Genomic DNA, 21,632 nt, shown 5'->3' on the forward strand with positions numbered 1-21,632 from the left:
AGTGGCCTTGATCGTGCAGAAGTTCGGTGGATCGTCCGTCGCGGACGCCGAGAGCATCAAGCGCGTGGCGAAGCGGATCGTCCAGACGAAGAAGGCCGGCAACGACGTCGTCGTGGCCGTCTCCGCGATGGGCGACACCACCGACGAGCTCGTCGACCTCGCGCACTCCGTGACGCCCATCCCCGCCGGCCGTGAGCTCGACATGCTCCTCACCGCGGGGGAGCGCATCTCGATGGCGCTCCTGGCGATGGCGATCAAGAGCCTCGGTGTCGAAGCGTCCTCGTACACGGGCAGCCAGGCGGGCATGCTCACGGACGCCCAGCACGGCAAGGCACGCATCGTCGACGTCACCCCGAAGCGCGTGCGCGAGGCGCTCGACGCCGGGCACGTCGCGATCGTCGCGGGGTTCCAGGGCTTCAACCGCACGACGGGTGAGATCACGACGCTGGGCCGCGGCGGCTCCGACACGACGGCGGTCGCCCTCGCCGCCGCGCTCGAGGCCGACATCTGCGAGATCTACACCGACGTCGACGGCATCTTCACCGCCGATCCCCGCGTGGTGTCCAAGGCCAAGAAGGTCGACCGCATCACCAGCGAGGAGATGCTCGAGCTCGCGGCCTCCGGTGCCAAGGTCCTCTACATCCGTGCCGTCGAGTACGCCCGTCGGCACGGCGTCACCCTGCACGTCCGCTCCTCCTTCAGCAACGCCGAGGGAACCATCGTCTACAACCCTGCAGAGGGGGAAACCGTGGAAGAACCGATTATCACCGGCATCGCCGGAGACCTCTCCGAGGGCAAGATCACCGTGGTCGGCGTGCCCGACACCCCGGGCAAGGCCGCCGAGATCTTCACGATCGTCGCCCGTGCCGGCGCGAACATCGACATGATCGTGCAGAACGTGTCGGCGTCGAACGGCCGCACCGACATCTCCTTCACGCTCCCGAAGGACCAGGGCCAGAGCGTCCTGACCGCCCTGGGCGTGGCGAAGTCCGACATCGGCTTCGAGGGCATCCAGTACGACGACCAGATCGGCAAGCTCGCCCTGGTCGGTGCGGGCATGCGCACGAACGCGGGCGTATCGGCCGCGCTGTTCCGTGCCCTGCACGAGGCGTCGATCAACATCGAGATGATCTCCACCTCGGAGATCCGCATCTCGGTCGTGACCCGAGCCGACACCCTCAACGAGGCGATGCGCGTGGTGCACAACGCGTTCGGTCTCGACGCCGACTCCGAGGCCGTCGTCTACGCCGGCACCGGCCGCTGACCCGTCAGGAGCACCGCATGAGCACCCTCACCGTCGCCGTCGTCGGCGCCACCGGCCAGGTCGGCGCCGTGATGCGCCGTCTGCTCGAGGAGCGCGCGTTCCCGGCCGACCAGGTCCGGTTCTTCGCGAGCGCTCGGTCCGCCGGCACCACCCTGCCCTTCCGCGGGGGCGAGATCGTCGTCGAGGACTCCGAGACCGCCGACCCGTCGGGCATCGACATCGCGCTGTTCTCGGCCGGTGCGACCGCCTCGCGTGCCCTCGCGCCGAAGTTCGCCGCCGCGGGTGCGCTCGTCGTCGACAACTCCAGCGCCTGGCGCATGGACCCGGACGTCCCGCTCGTCGTGAGCGAGGTGAACCCGCACGCCATCGACGACGCGCCGAAGGGCATCATCGCGAACCCGAACTGCACGACGATGGCGATCATGCCGGTCCTCAAGGTGCTCGACACCGAGGCCGGTCTGCGCCGCCTCGTGGCCACCACCTACCAGGCGGTCTCGGGCTCCGGGCTCGCCGGCGTCGAAGAGCTGCTCGGCCAGGCGCGTGCGGCCCTCGAACAGGACACCGCCGCACTCACGCACGACGGATCCGCCGTGACGTTCCCCGAGCCGGTCAAGTACGTCCGCCCGATCGCCTTCGACGTCGTCCCGCTCGCGGGCAGCATCGTCGACGACGGGCTGGGTGAGACCGACGAGGAGAAGAAGCTCCGCAACGAGAGCCGCAAGATCCTCGAGCTCCCGGACCTCCTCGTCGCGGGGACCTGCGTACGCGTGCCGGTCTTCACCGGGCACTCCATCTCGGTCAACGCCGAGTTCGACCGGCCGCTGTCGCCGGAGCGAGCGACGGAGCTCCTCGCCGCCGCACCGGGTGTCGAGCTCGCCGAGGTGCCGACGCCGTTGCAGGCCGCCGGACAGGACCCGTCCTTCGTCGGTCGCATCCGTGCGGACCAGTCCGCTCCCGAGGGCCACGGGCTCGCGCTCTTCGTCAGCAACGACAACCTGCGCAAGGGCGCCGCGCTGAACGCGGTGCAGATCGCCGAGACGATCGTCGCGCGCCGCACGGTCGCCGCGTAACCCGACGCGATCCAGGAGGCGCGGTGCCGGACCGGCACCGCGCCTCCCGGCGTTCTCGGCTCGGCTTGTCAGCCGACGCCGGTAGGATCGTCTGGTGGCAGTGAAGCAGGTGGACCCCATCGACGTCGTCCTGGTCGGGGGAGGGATCATGAGCGCCACCCTCGGCGCGATCATCCACCGGCTCGAACCCACCTGGCGGATCCGCGTCTACGAGCGCCTCGGCACCGTCGCGCAGGAGAGCTCGAACCCGTGGAACAACGCCGGGACGGGGCACTCCGCGCTCTGCGAGCTGAACTACACGCCTGAACTCGCCGACGGTCGCGTCGACATCAGCAAGGCCGTGACCGTCAACGAGCAGTTCCAGGTCTCGCGCCAGTTCTGGGCGCACCTCGTCGAGACCGGTGACCTGCCGGAACCGTCGAACTTCATCAACCCCACGCCGCACATCTCGTTCGTCTGGGGCGCCGACAACGTCGAGTACATGCGCAAGCGGTACGAGGCGATGAAGGACCACCCGCTCTTCGCCGGGCTCGAGTTCTCCGACGACCCGCAGCAGATCCGCCAGTGGGCACCGGCGCTCATCCCCGGTCGCAAGAAGGACCAGCCGATCGCGGCGACGTACTCGGCCGCCGGGTCCGACGTCGACTTCGGTTCACTCACCCGCCAGCTCTTCGACCAGCTCGAGATCGACGGCGTCGAGTTCGAGCCCTCGCACCAGGTCACGAAGTTGACCCGTTCGACGGTCAGCGAGGGCTGGGTGCTCGACGTCCGCAACGAGATCGGTCGGTCGACGCAGCGGATCGCGGCGAAGTTCGTCTTCGTCGGAGCCGGTGGCGGCGCCCTGCACCTGCTGCAGAAGTCCGGCATCCCCGAGATCCGCGGCTACGGCGGGTTCCCGGTGTCCGGCGAGTTCCTCCGCACGGACGACCCCGAGGTCGTGCAGAAGCACGCGGCGAAGGTCTACGGCAAGGCCAGCGTCGGTGCCCCGCCGATGTCGGTGCCGCACCTCGACACCCGGATCGTGGACGGCAACTCCTCGCTCATGTTCGGGCCGTACGCCGGGTTCAGCCCGAAGTTCCTCAAGCAGGGCTCGCTGTTCGACCTGGTGAAGTCGATCCGTCCGCACAACCTGCGGCCGATGCTGAGCGTGGCCTTCTCGAACTTCGACCTCGTCCGGTACCTCGTCGGGCAGCTGCTCGCCTCGAAGCAGACGAAGTTCGACGCCCTCCGCGACTTCATGCCGAGCGCCGAGCCGGAGAACTGGCACCGGATCACCGCCGGGCAGCGCGTGCAGGTCATCAAGCCGGACAAGGACAAGGGCGGGGTGCTGCAGTTCGGCACCGAGGTGATCACCTCGGCCGACGGCTCGATCGCGGGGCTGCTCGGCGCGAGCCCGGGCGCCTCCACGGCCGTGCCGATCATGCTCGGCATGCTCCGGAAGTGCTTCCCCGACCGCTGGGACCGCTGGGAAGCCGCGGTGCGCGTGATGGTGCCGACCTACGGGCAGGACCTCGGATCCGACCCGGAGCTCGCGGACGCGACGCTCGAGCGCACGGCGAGGGTGCTCGGACTCCACCACTGACGTCCACCGGCTTGCGGGTCGTTCGAACATGTGTTCGAATGGCGACATGCGGTGGAGTGGTCAGGCGATCGATGCCACGCGGAGCGATGCGCTCCCCGGGCTCGAGTCGAACAGTGGGCTCGTCCGGAGTGTGACCACGCCGGAGTTCGCCGGTGTCACCTTCCACGAAGTGCTCGCCAAGAGCGCACTCAACCGCGTCCCTGCGGCGGCCGGCAGCGGCACGTACGGCTGGACGATCAACCCCTACCGCGGGTGCAGCCACGCCTGCGTGTACTGCTTCGCCCGCCCGACGCACACCTACCTCGAGTTCGACGGGGGAGCGGACTTCGACCAGCAGATCGTCGTGAAGACGAACGTGGCCGACGTCCTCCGTCGTGAGCTGCGGAAGCCCAGCTGGGACCGCCACCCCGTCGCGCTCGGCACCAACACCGACCCGTACCAGCGCGCCGAGGGCAAGTACCGCCTGATGCCGGGCGTGATCCGCGCCCTCGCCGAGTCCGGCACACCCTTCAGCATCCTGACGAAGGGCACCCTGCTGCGGCGGGACGTCCCGCTGCTGGTCGAGGCCGCACGCTCGGTGCCGGTCGACCTCGCGATGTCGATCGCGGTGTACGACGACGAACTCCAGCAGCAGGTCGAGCCCGGCACGCCGACGACGGCCGCGCGTCTGGCGACGGTCCGGGCGATCCGCGACGCCGGCCTGACGTGCTCGGTGTTCCTCATGCCGGTGCTGCCGTACATCACCGACACCCGTGCGCACCTCGACGACGCGATCGGTCGAGCAGCGGCGGCCGGCGCGTCGAGCGTCATGTACTCGGCGCTCCACCTGCGCCCAGGGGTGAAGCCGTGGTGGTCCGCGTGGCTGCACCGCACCCGGCCGGACCTCGTGGAGCGCTATCGCTCCATGTACCTCGACAACACGTACGCGCCGAAGGACTACCGACGCTGGCTCGCCGAGCGGGTCCGGCCGATCCTGCGGGCGCACGGCATGGGGCTCGGCACGGTCGACCCGACGACCGGCTCGATGGGGTTCTCGAACCGGCTGGTCAACGCGGGCGCAGCGCCCACGACACCGGCGGGCGCAGTCCCGGGGGCAGGGCTCGCGACGCCGGCGGGCGCAGGCTCGGGGGCAGCGCCCACGACGCCGGCGGGCGCAGGCTCGGGGGCAGGGCTCGCGACCCCGGCGGGCGCACGTCCGGGAACAGCACCGGCGACGGCGGCGGGCGCGGTCTCCGGACCGTCGCCGTTCGAGGAGCAGTCCCGACCGACCACCTCACCGTTGAAGCGCGCGGACCCGGGCTTCGACCAGCGCCTCGCACCACGGGTGGAACCGGCGCTGCCGACGCTCTTCTGACCGGGTCGGGTGGCGGCGGCGCGCTTCCGCGTTCGGGGGACACCGGGAACCTCCGTGTGCCGGTATCATCGAGCGGGTCGCCGATCGCTCCGACAATCGGGGTACACGATCGCGCCAACGGTGGTTGGATCGTGGGCGGCGTTCCCCTCGTCCGGAAGGACCCCCACCCGTGCTCGGCATCCCCACGCACCTCGCTCCGCGAGTCAACGCGTGGTCGACCGTGCGCGCCTTCCACGCCGCCGCCGTCGGCTCGCTCGCCGCCGCGGCGATCGCCCTGGTGCTCTACCGTCTGGCCGAGCCGGACGTCCGGGTGGTCAGCGCCGTCCTGGCCCTGGTCCCGATGCTCGGCATGATCGCCGTCCACGTGCAGTTCGGCACCTGGCGCTCGGCGATCGCCTTCCTCGCGGTCGGCGGGGTGTGCGCGTGGTGGTTCGCCGTCGTCGTGCAGCGGGAGGTCCCAACGGGGTGGGTCGCCTCGTACCTGCTGTCCCTGGCGATCATCCCGCTCGTGCTCGTCGGCGGTGCCGGCGCGGTCGCGGGTCGGGTGGCCCTGTGGTCGATCGCCGGGTTCGTCGTCGGTCGGGTCGCGACGTCGATCGCGGTCGCGCAGGCGGGCGGTCCGGCACACCCCCTCGTGCTTGCTTGGGTGACCCTCGCGTTCGTCATCGCCCTCGTGCTCGTCACGAGCCGGAACACCGGCCGGTCCCGACGCGTGCAGCCCGAGCTCCTCCGCTCCGCGCGCGAGGAGCACGTCTCGGCGTACCGCGCCGGGGTCGAGGCCGAGGCGTCGGCCATCCTGCACGACACGGTCCTCAACCACCTCGGCGCCATCGCCCTGGCGCCGGACGGTCCGATGGACCCGAACCTCGCCCGCACGGTCGAGGCGGACGTCGAGATGCTCACCGGCAAGGAGTGGCTCGCCCCGAGCGCACGCCCGGCCCGTCCGGAACCGGGCGCCGCGGTCCGGGCGTTCGAGCAGATGATCGACGAGCACCGTTCACTCGGACTCGACGTGACGGTGACCGGCGATCCGGCAGCGCTCGTGCGCCTCGAGCAGGCCGCGATGACCGCGGTGCTCCGTGCGGTCGGACAGTGCCTGGCGAACGTCCGGAAGCACGCCGGCACCGACGCGGCCGAGGTGAGCGTGTTCGACGACGGCGTCGCGTGCACGCTGATGGTCGTCGACGACGGGCGTGGCTTCGACGAGTCCGCCACCAGCCCGGACCGGATGGGTCTGCGGGGCTCCGTCCGCGAGCGCATCGGTCGTGTCGGCGGCGACGTGCAGGTGTGGTCGTCGCCGGGCTCGGGCACGAGCGTGATGATGTCGGTGCCCTACGGGGTCGTCACGGGGACGACCCCGGTGACGCCGAACGCCGGCACCGAGGTGACCCGATGACGCGCCCGGCACCGGAGCGGGACACCGCCCGCACCGCGCAGCAGCGGGACACCGCCCGCACCGCGCAGCAGTACGACCCGCTCGGCGCCATGGGGTCTCGTCCGCTGGCGATCGTCCTCGGCGCCTCGGGTGTGCTCTGGGCGCTGCTCGCCTCCGTCTTCGACCGTGACGTCGTCGGCAGCCCCACGCTGAGCGCCCTCACCGTGCTGCTGCTCGCGGCCTCCGGCACCGTGGTGTTCGTCGCGTCGAGTCCGTTCCGCGCACCCTTCCCACGGTGGGCGTTCGCGGTGCACGTGCTGCTCCTCGCGGCGGCGACGGTCACGAGCATCGCCGCGCAGTGGGGTCCGGACCGGAACGCCCTGAACGACTTCATGTCCCTGCTCTGCGCGACCGGGATCGTGATGACGGCCCCGTACCGGCCGTGGTCGGACCTGGCCGTCGGCGGGCTCGTGCTCGCGGTCGTGACCGGTGCCTCGTGGGGCGTCGCCGCGTCCGTGTTTCCCGCCGACGTGCCGACCGGCGTCGCCGCGTTCCTGGCTGCGGCGCCGACGCTCGTGCTCACCGCCGCCTCGGTCGCGTTCGCGTGGACGTTCGCGGGGCTCGCCGAGCGGGTGCAGATCCGCGCCGGCTCGTACTCGGTCGAGCGGGCGGAGCGCGACGGCATCGACGCCGCCGTGCAGCAGGACCGCACGACGATCCTCACGCGGGACGTCGCCCCCTTCTTCGCCGAGCTCCGCACGAAGGCGGTCATCACCGACGCCGACCGCGCCCAAGCCCGGATGATCGCCGACGGCATCCGTCGTGCGATGGTCGCCGACGCGGACCGCACCTGGTTCGAGCAGGCCGTCCGGTCCGAGGGCGGCCCGGATGCCGTCGTCGACGACCCGGACGGACTCATCGCGACCCTCGACGCCGACCAGCGCACCGTCGTCCGGACGTTCCTGCGAGCCGCGCTGCGTGCGGCCACGGTCGACCCGGCGGGCTTCCGGGCGACGATCCGGCGCACGGGGTCGGACGACGCCGATCCGGACGCTGCCGGGACCCGCGGCGAGGGCCCACCGACGGGCACCACGCACCCGCCGACGGCGGGCACCGTGTCCGTCGCCATCGACCTCGCCGTCGACGATTCGGACGTCGGCATCCACCGCACCTTCGACCCCTACTTCGCGGTCCTCCGCGTGACGTTCCCCGATCTGGACGTCGCGGTCCGACCCTCCGCCCTCGCACTAAGGTTCTCGTATGACCAGCACTGACCCGAGCCGGATCACGGAGGGCACGCCCGCCCTGCCGAACCCGGGGACACGACGCGTGCGGCTGGCGATCCTCGACGACCACGAGGTGCTGTTGGACAGCCTGTCGAGCTGGATCGCGGTGAACGCGTTCGACTTCGACCTCGCGCTGACGGCCCACACGTGGCTCGAGATGGTGCACAGCGAGAACTTCCCGACGGACCTGGTGTTCCTGGACTTCCAGCTCAAGGAGCCCGTCTCGATCGAGGCCCGCGTGCGCACCTGCCGTGCTGCCGGCGCGAAGGTCATCGTCCTGTCCAGCGTCGACAGCCGTGAGTCCCGCGATCGTGCGCTCGCCGCGGGCGCCGCGGCCTTCCTGTCGAAGTCGCTGCCGATGCGCGAGGTCATGGACGTCGCACGCGAGATCATGGGCGTCGCCCGCGACACCCCGCCGCAGCGCGACTGGCGTCCACTGCCCACCGGTGCGAACGCGCACCAGCGGCCGAAGCTCAGCCACGGCGAAGAGGAAGCCCTGCGCCTGTACGTGTCGGGCTACTCGACGAACGAGGTCGCCGCGCAGATGAACGTGCAGTACGAGACCGCGAAGACCTACCTGCGTCGCGTGCGTGAGAAGTACAGCAAGGTCGGTCGGCCCGCGTCGAAGAAGTCCGACCTCATCCGTCGGGCGGCCGAGGACGGGTTCCTCGCGTAGTGGCGAAGCTCTACTTCCGGTACGGCGCCATGAACAGTGGCAAGAGCACGGGGCTCCTGCAGGCGGCGTACAACTACGAGGAACGCGGTCACCGGGTGATGCTCGCGAAGCCGTCCGTCGACACCAAGGGCGATCGTGAGATCGTGTCGCGCCTCGGGGTGACCCGGACGGTCGACATCGTGTTCTCACCGGAGGCGGACGTCCGACGGGCCGTCACCGAGGCCGGTGCGACCGATCCCGAGTCCGCCCGGCTCGACGGCATGGTCCGGCCGGTCAGCTGCGTGCTCGTCGACGAGGCGCAGTTCCTCACGCCCCGCCAGGTCGACGACCTGCTGCGCATCGCCGTCCTCGACGAGGTGCCCGTCATCACGTACGGCATCCGCACCGACTTCCGCACCGAGGCGTTCCCCGGCAGCGCTCGCCTGCTCGAGGTGGCGCACTCCCTCGAGGAGCTGAAGACCATCTGCCGCTGCGGCCGCAAGGCGGTCTTCAACGCGCGCAAGGTCGACGGACGCTTCGTCTTCGACGGGTCGCAGGTCGCGATCGACGGCGTCGACGTCACCTACGAGTCCCTGTGCGCCAACTGCTACCTGACCGAGTCCGGTGGGCGCCTGGACGGCGCCTGACGGGTCCGTCCGCGCGGGCGGGTCGCGTGCCGTGGACCGGGCCGTCCGGCGGTCTGGAGGCGCGGTGCGGGCCCGCACCGCGCCTCCAGACCCGCACGTGGTGCGGAATGCGCGTCGCGCCGCTGACGTTGGCGACTGCATGAGCGACGCATCCGTGCACCTGTCCGTCCTCGACCTGGCGACCCGCGAGTACGGCCAGTCCAACACCGAAGCCCTGCAGGGCTCCATCGACATGGCGGTGCGCGCCGAGCAGCTCGGCTACGAGCGCTTCTGGGTCGCCGAGCACCACGGCATGCCGGGCATCACGTCGTCCGCGCCGGCGGTGCTGCTGAGCGCCGTGGGGGCCGCGACCTCCACGATCCGGATCGGCTCCGGCGGCGTGATGCTGCCGAACCACGCGCCCCTCGTCGTCGCCGAGCAGTTCGGCACGCTCCGGGCGCTGTACGGCGACCGGGTCGACCTCGGCCTCGGGCGTGCCCCGGGGACCGACGGCGCGACGGCGATGGCCCTGCGCCGCACCGACCGGCTCGACGTGGACGACTTCCCGGAGCGTCTGGCCGACCTCATCGGCTTCTTCACCGGCATGGACGAGTCGAACCCGCTGTCCCGCATCCGTGCGGTGCCGGGCTACGGCGACGTGCCGGAGTTCTGGCTGCTCGGGTCCTCCGGGTACAGCGCGCAGGTCGCGGGGGCCCTGGGTGTCTCGTTCGCCTTCGCACACCACTTCGCGTCGGACAACACCGAGGCAGCGCTCGCGCTGTACCGGGATTCGTTCCGGCCGTCGCGCTTCCGCTCGGAGCCGAACGCCCTGATCGGCGTGCAGGTCGTCACCGACGAGGACCCGGCGGTGATCGAGGAGCAGAGTGCGCCGGGCATGATCTCGTTCATCCGCATGCGGCAGGGCGCGAAGCCCGAGCCGGTGTCGTTGGAGGAGGCACGCGCGTACGAGTTCTCCGACCTCGAGCGTCGGTTCATCCAGGCGCGGACCGAGCGACAGGCGTACGGCTCCGCCGACGCGGTCGCGGCGAAGATCAACGCCCTCGTCGCCTCGACCGGGGCGAACGGCGTGATCGTCGCGCCGGGTGCCGCGCAGGCGCGGTACCGGCACCAGGCACTCGAGGTCGTGGCCCGGCTGCACGCGGAGGGGCGACTCGTGGCGGCGGGGGAGCCGGCGGTCACGTCGGCTTAGCGCCGTCGGCACCGCCACGCGTCGTCCCGCGAGGGCTCTGCGCCGGTCGGACGCTGCTCAGTCGACCAGGCCGAGGCGTCGCGCGGCCGTGATCGCGGCGACCCGGGAACCGACCTCGAGCTTCCGGAAGACGTTGTAGATGTGACGCTTGACCGTGCCGACGGCGATGCCGAGGTCCGCCGCGATCTCGGCGTTCGTGTGCGCGCGCATGACGAGCCGGAGGACCTCGAGCTCACGGTCGCTCAGCAGCGGGTCGGTGGGAGGGGTCGGCCGTGCCGAGGACCGTCCGGCCGCCGCGCGGACGATCCGATCGACCAGTTCGCCGCTCGGGGTCGTCTTGGTCACGAAGTCGGCGGCCCCGGCCGTGAGGAGCGTGCGGCGGAGGACCGCGTCACGGTGCATCGTCAGCACCACGATCGCGATGTCCGGACGCGTCCGGCGCAGCGAGGCGATCGTGGTGCGTGCCGGTGGGCCGTCGAGTTCGACGTCGAGCAGGAGCACGTCGACCGCGGCGGCCTCCGCCGAGTCGAGGACGTCGGACGGTCGCGCGCCGTGCGTCACGACCCGGATCTGCGGGCGGGCGCCGAGGATCGCGGCGAGTCCCTCGCGGAAGAGGTGGTGGTCGTCGACGAGCGCGACGTGCACCACGTCGGTCGCCGTCACAGGGCACCGATCGGGACGGAGAGCTCGACGGTGGTCCCCGCGCCGGGGCGGCTCGTGACGGTGCACCGGGCGCCGATGACCGCGGCGCGCTCGAGCATCGTCCGACGCCCGAGCCGTCCCCTGCGCTCCTCGGTGTCGTCGAAGCCCGGTCCGTCGTCCGAGACGGTGACCGTGAGGGTACGCGGCGACCAGGCGAACGTGACGGTGGCGGTCGAGTCCGGGGCGTGCTTGCGCCAGTTCGTCAGTGCCTCGAGCAGGATCGTCAGGGCCTCCTCGGACTTCCAGCTCGGCATCGGGACCGGCGTCCCTGTGGAGGTGATCGAGACCGCCGCGTCCTCCGGGAACAGGTCGGTCAGGTGGCGGGCCAGTGCGTCGTCGAGCCGGTCGTCGCCCACGCGGGCCCGCAGCGCCACGGCGAGGTCCTGCAGCTCGCCGAGGGCCCCGCGGAGGAGCTTCGCCGCGTCCTCCAGCTGGGCGTGCCGATCGGCCGTGCCGGCGTCCGCGCCGCCGCCGCGGGCTGCCGTGCCATGTGCTGCGCTGGCGTCTGCTGCGGTGGTGTCTGCCGCGGAGCCGGTGGCTGCGCTGGCGTCTGCTGCGGTGTCGGGTGCCGTCTCCGCGAGCAGGGCGAGGTCGACGCGCTGCACGCCGGCGAGGATCGAGTGCGCGATCCGGTCGTGGAGGTCCCGGGCGATCTGCGCCCGTGAGTCCATGTGCGCGCTGCTGGCGCGCTGACGGAGCGCCTCGGTGTACGCGATGGCCCCGGCGGGGAACCGGTTCCAGATCCCGGCGTGGAGCGCGCGGGCAGCGCGGAGGGCATCGGGGGTCTCGACCGCCCCGACCTCGTCGACGAACACCGGCAGGTAGGCGTCGAAGAGCATCTCCGCCGCGAGCATCGCACCGGCGGGGTGCAGGGACTGCTCGGCGTGCAGGGCACCCGTGGCGAGGTGGTCGGGGTCGAGGAACGCGTCGCTCACGATGCCGGAACCAGCGCCGACGGCGTAGCGGGCGTGGGCCTCGCCGATCATCGACGTCACGTTGTCCGCGAGGCTCTCGGCCATCACCGGGTCTTCGGCCAGCTCCGGGAACTGTGCTCCGAGCTGGTCGACCACGGCGGCGAGCTGGTCCGTCGAGTACTGCATGGCACGACCACGCTACCCGAACGAGGACCGGACACGACGTCGACGGGCATGCCTGGGTGGGACTGCAGCAGCAAAGCAGAAGGCCCTGGTTCCGGAGAACCAGGGCCTTCTTCGTACTGTCTCAACACAGTGTCGGGGTGACAGGATTTGAACCTGCGACCTCCTCGTCCCGAACGAGGCGCGCTACCAAGCTGCGCCACACCCCGTGGTGTGGTCGCTCCGTACCGGAGCAACCCGAGAAGTCTATCCGATGATCGGGGGTGGTCGTGACCATCCGGCGAACTCCCGGGCGCGTCGTCCTCAGTCGGTGCGGGCGGTGAGGGTGACGACCACGGCTTCCGGACGGCACGCGAACCGGACGGGCGCGTAGATCGACGTCCCGATGCCGGCGGAGACCTCGAGCCACGACCAGTGCCCACGGTGCTGCCACTTGTGCAGTCCGCTGACGTACCGGCGGGGGAGGTCGGAGTTGGTGACGAGCGCGCCGACGCCCGGCACCTGCACCTGTCCGCCGTGGGTGTGGCCCGCGAAGATCACGTCGGCACCCTGGGTGACGAACGCGTCCAGCACCCGGCGGTACGGCGCGTGGGTGATGCCGATGGCCACGGGGGAGGGGCCGTCCTCGTCCTCGGACCAGGGCACGTCCCCGCGCATCTCGTCGACGTTCGTCGGCAGCAGGTCGAGCCGATCCCAGTCGCGGTGCGCGTCGGAGGTGCCGAACAGCTCGAACCGCGAACCACGCAGTTCGACGGCGTGCGCGTGGTCGTTCACGTCGAGCCACCCGAGCGACTCGAAGAACGCCGTCTGACGATCGATGTCGAGTTCGACCGGTCGGCTGCCGTGGTGGTGGGCGCTCGGACCGGTGAAGTACTTGAACGGGTTGCGCGGCGTCGGTGCGTAGAAGTCGTTCGAGCCGTACGCGAACGCCCCGGGGACACCGCGGAAGGGCTCGAGCGCGTACTCCACCGCGGCGTTGGCCGTGGCGTGCCCGAGGTTGTCGCCGGTGTTCACGACGAAGTCCGGCTCGACGAGGCTCAGGTCGCGGAGCCACTGCTGCTTGTCGGCCTGCCAGGGCGCCATGTGGATGTCCGACAGGTGCAGGACCGTGACGTCGCGCGAGCCGGCCGGCAGCACCGGGACGGTCTCCCAGCGGATGCCGAACCGCCGTCGCTCGACGAGCGTGCCCCATGCCGCCGAGGCGGCACCGATGGCCGCGCCGGCTGCGGCGATGCCGAGCGCGGCGCGACCGCGGCTCACTTGCAGTCCTTGGGCGCCTTGCCGTTCTTGTCGCCGTACAGGGTCAGCGTCACCGCGGAGTCTTTACTGGCCGCGGCGTGCACACCCGGGTCGACCGTCGCGACACGGCACTCCTTGTCACCGCCGCCCTTGACGTACTCCTTCGAGATCGTCACGTTGGTGAACCCGAGCTGGTTGAGCTTCGACCGGGCCGTGTCGAGCGGTGCACCGGCGATCGCCGGCATCACGATCTGCGAGCCGTCGGACGTGTACACGGTGACGCTCGAGCCGTTCGAGAGCAGCGAGTTGGCCGAGGGCGACGTGGAGGAGACGGTGCCGGCCTTCGCGGAGCCGGGCTGCGCGCCACCGTCCACGTAGGTGAACCCGGCGCCCGTGATCGCGGCCTTGGCCTCGGCAGCGGTCTTGCCGGTCACGTCCGGGACGGCCTTCGCGTTGCCGCGCAGGGCGGACGACGACGGGTCCGTGAAGGGGCCTGCCGGGTACAGGGCGTTCATCGGGGTCTGCGCCTGTCGCCAGACGCCCGCACGGGCACTGGCGTAGGTGCCGTTGACACCGTTGCTGTAGTGACGGAGGTTGTTCTTGCCACCGTCGGTGTTGCCCTGCCAGTAGGCCGTGGCGACCCGCGAGCTCGAACCGACGAGCCAGATCTGGTCGGCGTCGTCGGTGGTGCCCGTCTTGCCGAACAGCTGGGTGCCGTCGTAGGTCTGGGCGCCGACCGCGGTACCGCCGGAGATCGTGCCCTTCATCGCGTAGACGGCCGTCTGTGCGACGGAGGGCTCGAGCACCTGCTTGCAGGTCTTCGGCTGGCCGCCCAGGCTCTTGCCCTCGGCGTTGGTGACGTTGTCGATCGCGATGGGCTCGCAGAAGGTGCCGTTGTTGGCGACGCCGGCGTACGCGGCGGCCATCGTCAGCGGTGCGATGTTGTTCGTGCCGAGGATCGACGACGGGTACGAGTTGAGCTCGGTCTTGTCGTCGCCCGAGTGCACGCCGAGGTCCTCGGCGGTCTGCTTGATGTCGCAGAGGTCGAGCTTGGCGGCCATCGACGCGAACGCCGCGTTCACGGACAGGGCGGTGGCGCGGGCGACCGTGTAGTTGCCGTTCTCGCCCGCCGAGTCGTTCTTCGGGGCCCAGTTGCCGTAGGTGGGCTCACCACAGTGCTGCCACACGGAGGTGTTGTGCGGGGTGCCGTTCACGGTCTCGTTCAGGCCGTGGCCCGCCTTCAACCACTCGAGGAGCGTGAAGAGCTTGTACGTCGAGCCGACCTGGAAGCCGATGCCGCCGCCGTACTTCTTGTCGACGCTGTAGTTGATCGACGTCGACGTCGGCGGGGACTGCAGCGACTGGTCGTAGTCCTTGTTCTGGGCCATCGTCAGGATGCGGCCGGTGTTCACCTCGACCGAGTCGAGTGCGGCGCCGAGCTTGAAGTTCGTCTCGGCCTTGTTGTCGTAGGTGTTGAGCACCTGCTTCTGCTGCGCGTTGGCGTCGATGTCGAGCGTCGTCTGGATCTTGTAGCCGCCGTTGCGCCACGCGGTGTCGCGTTCCTTCTGGGTGGCCCCCAGCTGCGACATCTCCTTGACGACCTGGACCGCGTAGTCGCAGAAGAACTGCGAGCCGTCGCCGACCGAGGCCTTGCAGCCCTGGGACGGCTGCGTCAGGTGGACGTAGTCCTTCGGGTTCGACTTGACGGCCTCGTCGTACTCGGCCTTCGTCAGGTGCTTCTGCGCGTACATCGACTTGAGGATGACGTTGCGGCGCGCGACGTTGGCGTCGTAGTACTTCGGGTTCGACAGGTTGCGCGTGTTCGGGGACTGCACGATCGCGAGGATCGAGGCGGCCTCGGCCGGGGTGAGGTCGGTCGCGCTCTTGTTGTAGTAGTGCTGCGCCGCGGCCTGCACGCCGTAGGTCTGGTCGCCGAAGTACGCGATGTTGAGGTACCCGGTGAGGATCTCCTTGTGGGTGTACTTCTTCGCGAGGCCGATCGCGAGCTTCATCTCCTCGAGCTTGCGGGGGATGGTCTGCTCGACGGCGTCGTTGTAAGCCTTCAGACGCTCTTCCGGCGTGGTGAGCTCGAGCGCCTGGTTCATCTTGATGTTGCGGACGAGCTGCATGGTCAGCGTCGACCCACCGCCCGACTCGCCGAGGCCGCCGGCGAGGGATCCCACGCCCGCGCGGACGAGCGAGGTCATGTCGACGCCGCCGTGCTCGTAGAAGCGCTTGTCCTCGCCGTCGATGGCCGCGTTCTTCAGCTGGTCGCTGATCTGGTCGAACTGCAGCTCCTGACGGTTCTGGTCGTAGACCGTCGCGAAGTGCACGCTCTTGCCGCCCTGGTACGCGTACAGCTCGTTGCGCTGCGGGAGGTCACCGATCTCGATGTACTCCGGCAGGGACTCGAACACGCCGATCGTCGACGTCGTCGTGACACCGGCGACCGCGATGGCCGGGGTGACGCCGATCGTGACGAGCAGACCGGCGAGCACGCTGAAACCGACGAATCCGACGAAGGCGCCGACTGCTGAGACGGGCTTGGTCCGCGAGGCAGACGTCTTCTGGGCAGACATAGGATGCAGCCTAAACGACACCGCCGACTGAAAGGCTGGCAAGGATCTCCATGACTCGCTGGGAATACCTCACGACCCCGTTGATCATCCACAACACCACCGCCATCCTGAACAACTTCGGCGACGAGGGGTGGGAACTCGTCCAGGTCGTCACCGGCCCCGAAGGCGGCCTCGTCGCGTACCTGAAGCGCCCGAAGGCGGACGCGTGAGCGTCGCGGACCGGCTCGCCGAGCTCGGCCTGACGCTCCCCGCCGTCGCGGCGCCCGTGGCCGCCTACGTCCCCGCGGTCGTCAGCGGTGACCACGTCTACACCGCGGGGCAGCTGCCCTTCGTGGACGGCGCGCTGCCGGTGACCGGCAAGGTCGGTGCGACGGTGGACGCCGAGACCGCGACCGCCCAGGCGCGCGTCGCCGCGCTCAACGCCCTCGCGGCCGTCGAGTCGGTCGCCGGCTCGCTCGACCGGGTCGCCCGTGTCGTGAAGGTCACAGTGTTCGTCGCGTCCGATCCGTCCTTCACCGGACAGCCGGGCGTCGCGAACGGCGCGTCGACCCTCGTCGGCGACGTGTTCGGGGACGCCGGCGTGCACGCGCGGAGCGCGGTGGGCGTCGCGGTCCTCCCGCTGGACGCGCCGGTCGAGGTCGAACTGGTCGTGGAGCTGACGTCCTGACGGACCGTCGGCACCACGACGGACGCGAGCCGCGCCTCCTGGCAGACCAGCCTGGAGGCGCGGCTCGCGTCGTCCCCGCTACATGAGTTCCGCGATGGTCGCCATGATCGTCGGGTCGGCGAGCGTCGTCGTGTCGCCGATGCGGCGACCCTCGGCCGCGTCGCGCAGCAGGCGGCGCATGATCTTGCCGGACCGTGTCTTCGGCAGTTCGGGCACGATGACGACCTGACGCGGCTTCGCGATCGCACCGATCCGCTTTCCGACCCAGTCGCGGAGCTCCTTCGCGGCGGCGTCGCGGTCGACGTCGGCCGCTGCCTCGGCGGTGAGGATGACGTAGGCGACGACGGCCTGCCCGGTGGTCTCGTCGGCGGCACCGACGACGGCCGCCTCGGCGACGCCCTCGTGGCCGACCAGGGCGGACTCGATCTCGGCCGTGGACAGCCGGTGGCCGGAGACGTTCATCACGTCGTCGACGCGTCCCTGGATCCAGATGTCGCCCTGGCCGTCGAGCCGAGCGCCGTCGCCGGCGAAGTAGCGACCGGGGAACCGCGACCAGTACGTCTCGACGAAGCGGTCCGGGTCGCCCCAGATGCCGCGCGCCATCGACGGCCACGGCTCGGTGATGGTGAGGTAGCCGCTCTCGCCCGGGTCGGCGCGGTTGCCGTCGTCGTCGACGATCTCGGCGACGATGCCGGGCAGCGGCGTCTGGGCGGCACCGGGCTTGAGCTTCGTGACGCCGGGCAGGGCGGAGATCATGATCGCCCCCGTCTCGGTCTGCCACCACGTGTCGACGATGGGCGTGCGGTCGTGGCCGATCACCTGGCGGTACCACTGCCACGCCTCGGGGTTGATCGGCTCGCCGACGCTGCCGAGCAGCCGGAGCGTCTCGAGGCTGCGGGCCTCGGGGACCTGGCGGCCGGCCTTCATCGCCGCGCGCACCGCCGTCGGCGCCGTGTAGAGGACCGTCACGCCGTAGGAGTCGACGAGGTCCCACCAGCGGCCGGGCTTCGGCTCGTCGGGCGTGCCCTCGTAGAGGACCTGCGTGACACCGTTCGCGAGGGGGCCGTAGACGACGTAGGAGTGCCCGGTGATCCATCCGATGTCGGCCGTGCACCAGTAGACGTCCTTCTCGGGGTGCATGTCGAACACGTTCTTGTGCGTGTACGCGGCCTGGGTGAGGTACCCGCCGGAGGTGTGCACGATGCCCTTGGGCTTCCCGGTCGTGCCCGAGGTGTACAGGATGAAGAGGGGCGTCTCGGCCGGGAACGCCTCGGCGGTGTGCTCCGGAGCGGCCTTCGCGACCTCGTCGTGCCACCAGAGGTCACGGTCGTTCCAGGCGATGTCGTTGCCGCCGCGCTTGACGACGAGGACGTGCTCCACGCTGTCGGTGCCCTCGCCCTCGAGTGCTTCGTCGACGGCGGGCTTGAGCGGTGAGACCGCACCACGGCGCCAGCCGCCGTCCGCCGTGACGACGAGCTTCGCCCCGGCGTCCTCGATGCGGGCACGGAGGCTCTCGGCGCTGAACCCGCCGAACACCACCGAGTGGACCGCACCGATGCGGGCGACGGCGAGCATCGTGACGACGGCCTCGGGGATGAGCGGGAGGTAGACGACGACCCGGTCGCCCTGCCCGACGCCCAGGTCGGTGAGCATGTTGGCGGCGCGCTGCACCTCGGCGGTGAGCTCCCCGTAGGTGATCCGACGGGTGTCGCCGGGTGCGCCCTCGAAGTGGATGGCGACCCGGTCCCCGTGGCCGGCGCGGACGTGCCGGTCGAGGCAGTTCTCGGCGACGTTGAGCGTGCCGTCGGCGAACCACTTCGCGAACGGCGCGCCGGACCAGTCGAGGGTCTGGGTGAACGGCGTGCGCCAGTCGAGGAGCCCCCGTGCCTGGTCGGCCCAGAACGCTTCGCGGTCGGCCGCGGCTGCCTCGTGCAGGTCCTCGTGCGCGACGGCGTCGGCGACGAACTCCGGCGACGGGGGGAACGTGCCGTGGTCACCGGCGTCGGGGCCGTCGCCGTTGGCTCCGTCGTAGCGGGGGTCGGTCTGGGTCGGAGCGGACATCGAGGTCCTTTCGCGTCGTTGCGGCAGGGGTGCAGTCGGAGACTACCCCGCGTCCAGGGCCGCGGTGAGCGGTCCGTCCCGGCGCGGTTCCGCGGGGCAGAAGGGACGGGACGGGGTCCTCGTGCGTGGTCCCGTGGCCGGTCGTGTCGAGCCGGGCCGTGACGTGTTCGCTCACGGCGTGCAGGCGGCACGCCCGGAAGTCGTCCCGGGGGTTGCTCCTGGCGGCCGATCATGGGGTACAGTAGATCCCGCTGGACTCGTTTCCGGCGGCAACGGTTCGGATTCCCCCCAATCCACCGATGTCCAGGCGGCACCTGTTCCCCCCAACCGGTGCCGCCTCTTCTCGTTTCCGGGCGAGTTCGTTCGCCGGACGCTTCGTCCGCCGGCACGCACTCGACGTCGATCCGCACGGGGACGCCGAAGAGTGGACAGACCTGTCCATGCTCTTGCATCGATCCGATCCGGCTCCGTGGGGCGGCCGCTCCGTCGCACCGGGCAGGCTGGGAGCGATCCCGGGCCGTTCGACGGTCGACGGTCCGTCGGGACACCGACTGGGGTACGGGTTTGCGTACCGGGGGACAAATCGGTCCGTTGCTCGTCACCCGCGCAATCCTCCACAGCGGGGATGGTGGATGCGGACCCGACGGGTGCTGCTCCCTACTGTCTGGTCGCATGCACCGACACCGTGCCGACCCCCCGTTCCTGCCCGGCACCACACGACCGCGTCGACGCCGCGACGTCCTTGCGGCCGAGTTCGAGGAGCTCGCCGCCCTCGTCGACGACGCCGGCGTCACCGACGTCCTCGTCGTCGGCGGTCGCGGGACCTGGGTCGACCGTGGCACCGGACTCGGACGGGCCGGACCGGTCCTGCCCGAGGCGCGCGTCCGGGAACTCGCGACCGAGCTCGTGGCACGCGGCGGACGGCACGTCGACGAGACCACGCCGTGCGTCGACGTCCGCCACGGCGACGGGATCCGGGTGCACGTCGTGCTCGCGCCCGTCTCGGTGACCGGCACCGCGATCTCGATCCGACTGCCCGCAGCCGACCGACCGACCCTCGCGTCGCTCGAGGCGCTCGGGGCCTTCCGACGGATCCCGCGGTCGGTCGTCGAGCGTGCGGTCGACGAGCGCCGCAACGTGCTCGTGACCGGGGCGACGGGGAGCGGCAAGACGACCCTGCTCGCGGCGATGCTCTCGGCCGTCCCGCCCGACGAGCGGATCGTCACCGTCGAGGACGTCGCCGAACTCCGGATCGACCACCCGCACGTCGTCGCGCTCGAGGCCAGACAGGCGAACGCCGAGGGGGCCGGCGCCCTCGGGCTCGACCGGCTCGTCCGCGAGGCACTGCGCATGCGGCCCGACCGGATCGTCGTCGGGGAGTGCCGGGGTGCCGAGGTCCGCGAGCTCCTCTCCGCGCTGAACACCGGTCACGACGGGGGAGCGGGGACGGTGCACGCCAACGGGATCGCCGACGTCGCGGCACGGCTCGAGGCGCTCGGCACGCTGGCCGGGCTCGGGCCGGAAGCGCTCGCTCGGCAGGCGGTGAGCGCGCTCGACCTGGTGCTCCACGTCGAGCGCCACGGCGGGCAGCGTCGGCTCGCGGCCGTCGGGGCGGTCCGGATCGGTCCGGACGGGAGGCTCGTGGTGCGTCCCGTGGATCGGTCACGGTGAGCCGCGGGCCGGTGACGGTCCGCCGGTGGGCCGCCGCGCGGTCGGGTAGCCGCGGCGAGCGAGCCGACGGCGCCGCCGCGGCCAGGACCCTCGACCGCGTCGCCACCCTCGTCGCCGCGGGGGTCCCGCCGGCCCGCGCGTGGGCGCTGGTGGGCGGGTTCCCCGACGACGGCGGTCCCGGGTGGGAGGACGTCGCCGCCGTCCTCCGCGTCGCCGAACGGACCGGCGCTCCGTCGGCGGGCACCGTCCGCGCGCTCGCCGCGGCCCTCCGGCGCTCGGCGGCGTCCGACCGTGCCGTCCTCGTCGCCCTCGCCGGGCCGCGCGCGAGCGCCCGGGTCGTGCTCGCGCTGCCCCTGCTCGGCCTCGTCCTCGGGTCGACGTGGGGGTCCGGCGCCGTCCGGGTGCTCGTCGCGTCCCCGATCGGGTGGACCTGCCTGCTCCTCGCCGCGGTGCTCGTCGGGCTCGGTCGGACCTGGAGCGCACGCCTGGTCCGCGCCGCGACCCCCGACGGACACCTGCCGGGCGTGCTGCTCGACGCCTGGGCGGTCGCCGTGTCCGGCGGCGGCTCGTGGGCGGAGGGCGGTGCGGCCGTCCGGGCCGCGTTCGCCGACCGACCGTGGCGGGCGTCGGACGGTGACCACCTCCGGGACGTCCTCGCGCTGGCCCAGCGCGCCGGGGTGCCCGCGGCGACGCTCCTCCGCGCCGCGGCCGAGGACGTCCGTGACGACGCCGCAGCCGCGGGGCTCGCCGCGGCCGAGCGTCTCGCGGTCCGGCTCGTCCTGCCGCTCGGCGTGTGCGTCCTGCCCGCCTTCGTCCTCGTCGGGGTCGTACCGGTGGTGGCGGGCGTCCTCTCCTCCACCGTCGTCGACGTGGGGTGATCCTCCACAGATCCGGTGGCCGGCCCGGTGTCGAGCCCCGGACGCAGCGAGGCTGACAGCACGGCAACAGGAAGGACGACCCCATGACCGACACCCCGACCACCCAGCACCAGCACCAGCACGACCACCAGCTCCGCGGCAGCCGGCTCCGGCGACGGCTCGACGACGACCGCGGATCCGCCACGGCCGAGTACGCCGTCGTGATCCTCGCGGCGGTGGCGTTCGCCGGCGTGCTCGTCGCGGTGATGCGCTCCGGCGAGGTCCAGAGCCTCCTCACGGAACTCGTCCGTGGTGCGCTCTCCCTCTGACCGCCGTC

Annotated in this window: 19 protein-coding genes and 1 tRNA gene; 14 read left to right on the forward strand and 6 right to left on the reverse strand. The window is 71.4% G+C overall.

Going from position 1 to position 21,632, the window contains the following annotated elements; genetic code table 11:
- The first annotated feature begins 1 nt into the window (after position 1).
- The 9 genes from ACQXVK_RS11885 (at position 2) to ACQXVK_RS11925 (ending at position 10,422) form a co-directional block, all read left to right on the forward strand.
- Positions 2-1,264 (forward strand): aspartate kinase, encoded by a 1,263-nt coding sequence (locus ACQXVK_RS11885; protein WP_022908015.1) that lies wholly within the window; start codon positions 2-4, stop codon positions 1,262-1,264.
- Between the two features lie 17 nt (positions 1,265-1,281).
- The gene (locus ACQXVK_RS11890) at positions 1,282-2,334 is read left to right on the forward strand and encodes an aspartate-semialdehyde dehydrogenase (protein ID WP_022908016.1); all 1,053 of its coding nucleotides are present in this window, start codon (positions 1,282-1,284) and stop codon (positions 2,332-2,334) included.
- A 94-nt stretch (positions 2,335-2,428) separates the two neighbouring features.
- The gene (locus ACQXVK_RS11895) at positions 2,429-3,916 is read left to right on the forward strand and encodes a malate:quinone oxidoreductase (protein ID WP_031263020.1); all 1,488 of its coding nucleotides are present in this window, start codon (positions 2,429-2,431) and stop codon (positions 3,914-3,916) included.
- Positions 3,917-3,962: 46 nt separating this feature from the next.
- Positions 3,963-5,270 (forward strand): Rv2578c family radical SAM protein, encoded by a 1,308-nt coding sequence (locus ACQXVK_RS11900; RefSeq protein WP_430853669.1) that lies wholly within the window; start codon positions 3,963-3,965, stop codon positions 5,268-5,270.
- 169 nt (positions 5,271-5,439) lie between these two features.
- A complete protein-coding gene (locus tag ACQXVK_RS11905) occupies positions 5,440-6,666 on the forward strand; it encodes a sensor histidine kinase (protein ID WP_430853670.1) in 1,227 nt (408 codons plus the stop codon).
- A complete protein-coding gene (locus tag ACQXVK_RS11910; protein WP_430853671.1) occupies positions 6,663-7,919 on the forward strand; it encodes a hypothetical protein in 1,257 nt (418 codons plus the stop codon). The genes ACQXVK_RS11905 and ACQXVK_RS11910 overlap by 4 nt, the downstream gene beginning before the upstream one ends.
- Positions 7,906-8,607, forward strand: coding sequence for a response regulator transcription factor (locus ACQXVK_RS11915; protein ID WP_022908021.1), 702 nt, complete (start codon positions 7,906-7,908; stop codon positions 8,605-8,607). Before ACQXVK_RS11910 ends, ACQXVK_RS11915 begins: the two co-directional genes overlap by 14 nt.
- The gene (locus tag ACQXVK_RS11920; RefSeq protein ID WP_430853672.1) at positions 8,607-9,233 is read left to right on the forward strand and encodes a thymidine kinase; all 627 of its coding nucleotides are present in this window, start codon (positions 8,607-8,609) and stop codon (positions 9,231-9,233) included. Before ACQXVK_RS11915 ends, ACQXVK_RS11920 begins: the two co-directional genes overlap by 1 nt.
- A gap of 139 nt (positions 9,234-9,372) precedes the next feature.
- Positions 9,373-10,422, forward strand: coding sequence for an LLM class flavin-dependent oxidoreductase (locus ACQXVK_RS11925; RefSeq protein ID WP_430853673.1), 1,050 nt, complete (start codon positions 9,373-9,375; stop codon positions 10,420-10,422).
- A gap of 57 nt (positions 10,423-10,479) precedes the next feature.
- Here ACQXVK_RS11925 and ACQXVK_RS11930 read toward each other — a convergent pair whose 3' ends face one another.
- The 5 genes from ACQXVK_RS11930 to ACQXVK_RS11950 form a co-directional block, all read right to left on the reverse strand.
- Positions 10,480-11,085 carry a response regulator gene (locus ACQXVK_RS11930; RefSeq protein WP_430853674.1) on the reverse strand — a complete coding sequence of 202 codons (606 nt, stop codon included), beginning with the start codon at positions 11,083-11,085 and terminating at the stop codon, positions 10,480-10,482.
- On the reverse strand, positions 11,082-12,224 hold the full coding sequence (locus ACQXVK_RS11935) for a sensor histidine kinase (RefSeq protein WP_430853675.1): 1,143 nt from the start codon (positions 12,222-12,224) through the stop codon (positions 11,082-11,084). Before ACQXVK_RS11935 ends, ACQXVK_RS11930 begins: the two co-directional genes overlap by 4 nt.
- A gap of 132 nt (positions 12,225-12,356) precedes the next feature.
- Positions 12,357-12,430: transfer RNA gene (locus ACQXVK_RS11940), tRNA-Pro, on the reverse strand.
- A gap of 94 nt (positions 12,431-12,524) precedes the next feature.
- Positions 12,525-13,481: a metallophosphoesterase gene (locus ACQXVK_RS11945; protein WP_430853676.1), complete on the reverse strand. Its 957-nt coding sequence runs from the start codon at positions 13,479-13,481 to the stop codon at positions 12,525-12,527.
- Complete coding sequence (locus tag ACQXVK_RS11950; protein WP_402268356.1) at positions 13,478-16,039, reverse strand: transglycosylase domain-containing protein; 2,562 nt, start codon at positions 16,037-16,039, stop codon at positions 13,478-13,480. Before ACQXVK_RS11950 ends, ACQXVK_RS11945 begins: the two co-directional genes overlap by 4 nt.
- Before the next feature lie 50 nt (positions 16,040-16,089).
- On the opposite strand from ACQXVK_RS11950, the gene ACQXVK_RS11955 reads away from it, so the two are divergent.
- On the forward strand, positions 16,090-16,248 hold the full coding sequence (locus ACQXVK_RS11955; protein ID WP_022907077.1) for a hypothetical protein: 159 nt from the start codon (positions 16,090-16,092) through the stop codon (positions 16,246-16,248).
- Positions 16,245-16,706 carry a RidA family protein gene (locus ACQXVK_RS11960; protein ID WP_022907078.1) on the forward strand — a complete coding sequence of 154 codons (462 nt, stop codon included), beginning with the start codon at positions 16,245-16,247 and terminating at the stop codon, positions 16,704-16,706. Before ACQXVK_RS11955 ends, ACQXVK_RS11960 begins: the two co-directional genes overlap by 4 nt.
- Before the next feature lie 78 nt (positions 16,707-16,784).
- Here ACQXVK_RS11960 and acs read toward each other — a convergent pair whose 3' ends face one another.
- Positions 16,785-18,767: an acetate--CoA ligase gene (gene acs, locus ACQXVK_RS11965; protein WP_430853677.1), complete on the reverse strand. Its 1,983-nt coding sequence runs from the start codon at positions 18,765-18,767 to the stop codon at positions 16,785-16,787.
- Positions 18,768-19,439: 672 nt separating this feature from the next.
- Here acs and ACQXVK_RS11970 point away from each other — a divergent pair.
- The 3 genes from ACQXVK_RS11970 to ACQXVK_RS11980 all read left to right on the forward strand — a co-directional run bounded on the left by ACQXVK_RS11970 (position 19,440) and on the right by ACQXVK_RS11980 (position 21,624).
- The gene (locus ACQXVK_RS11970) at positions 19,440-20,438 is read left to right on the forward strand and encodes a TadA family conjugal transfer-associated ATPase (protein WP_022907080.1); all 999 of its coding nucleotides are present in this window, start codon (positions 19,440-19,442) and stop codon (positions 20,436-20,438) included.
- Positions 20,435-21,316 (forward strand): type II secretion system F family protein, encoded by an 882-nt coding sequence (locus ACQXVK_RS11975; protein ID WP_022907081.1) that lies wholly within the window; start codon positions 20,435-20,437, stop codon positions 21,314-21,316. The genes ACQXVK_RS11970 and ACQXVK_RS11975 overlap by 4 nt, the downstream gene beginning before the upstream one ends.
- 83 nt (positions 21,317-21,399) lie before the next feature.
- Complete coding sequence (locus tag ACQXVK_RS11980) at positions 21,400-21,624, forward strand: DUF4244 domain-containing protein (protein WP_430853678.1); 225 nt, start codon at positions 21,400-21,402, stop codon at positions 21,622-21,624.
- Positions 21,625-21,632 lie beyond the last annotated feature (8 nt).

This window comes from Curtobacterium sp. AB451, from assembly GCF_050585845.1.
Classification (GTDB): Bacteria; Actinomycetota; Actinomycetes; order Actinomycetales; family Microbacteriaceae; genus Curtobacterium.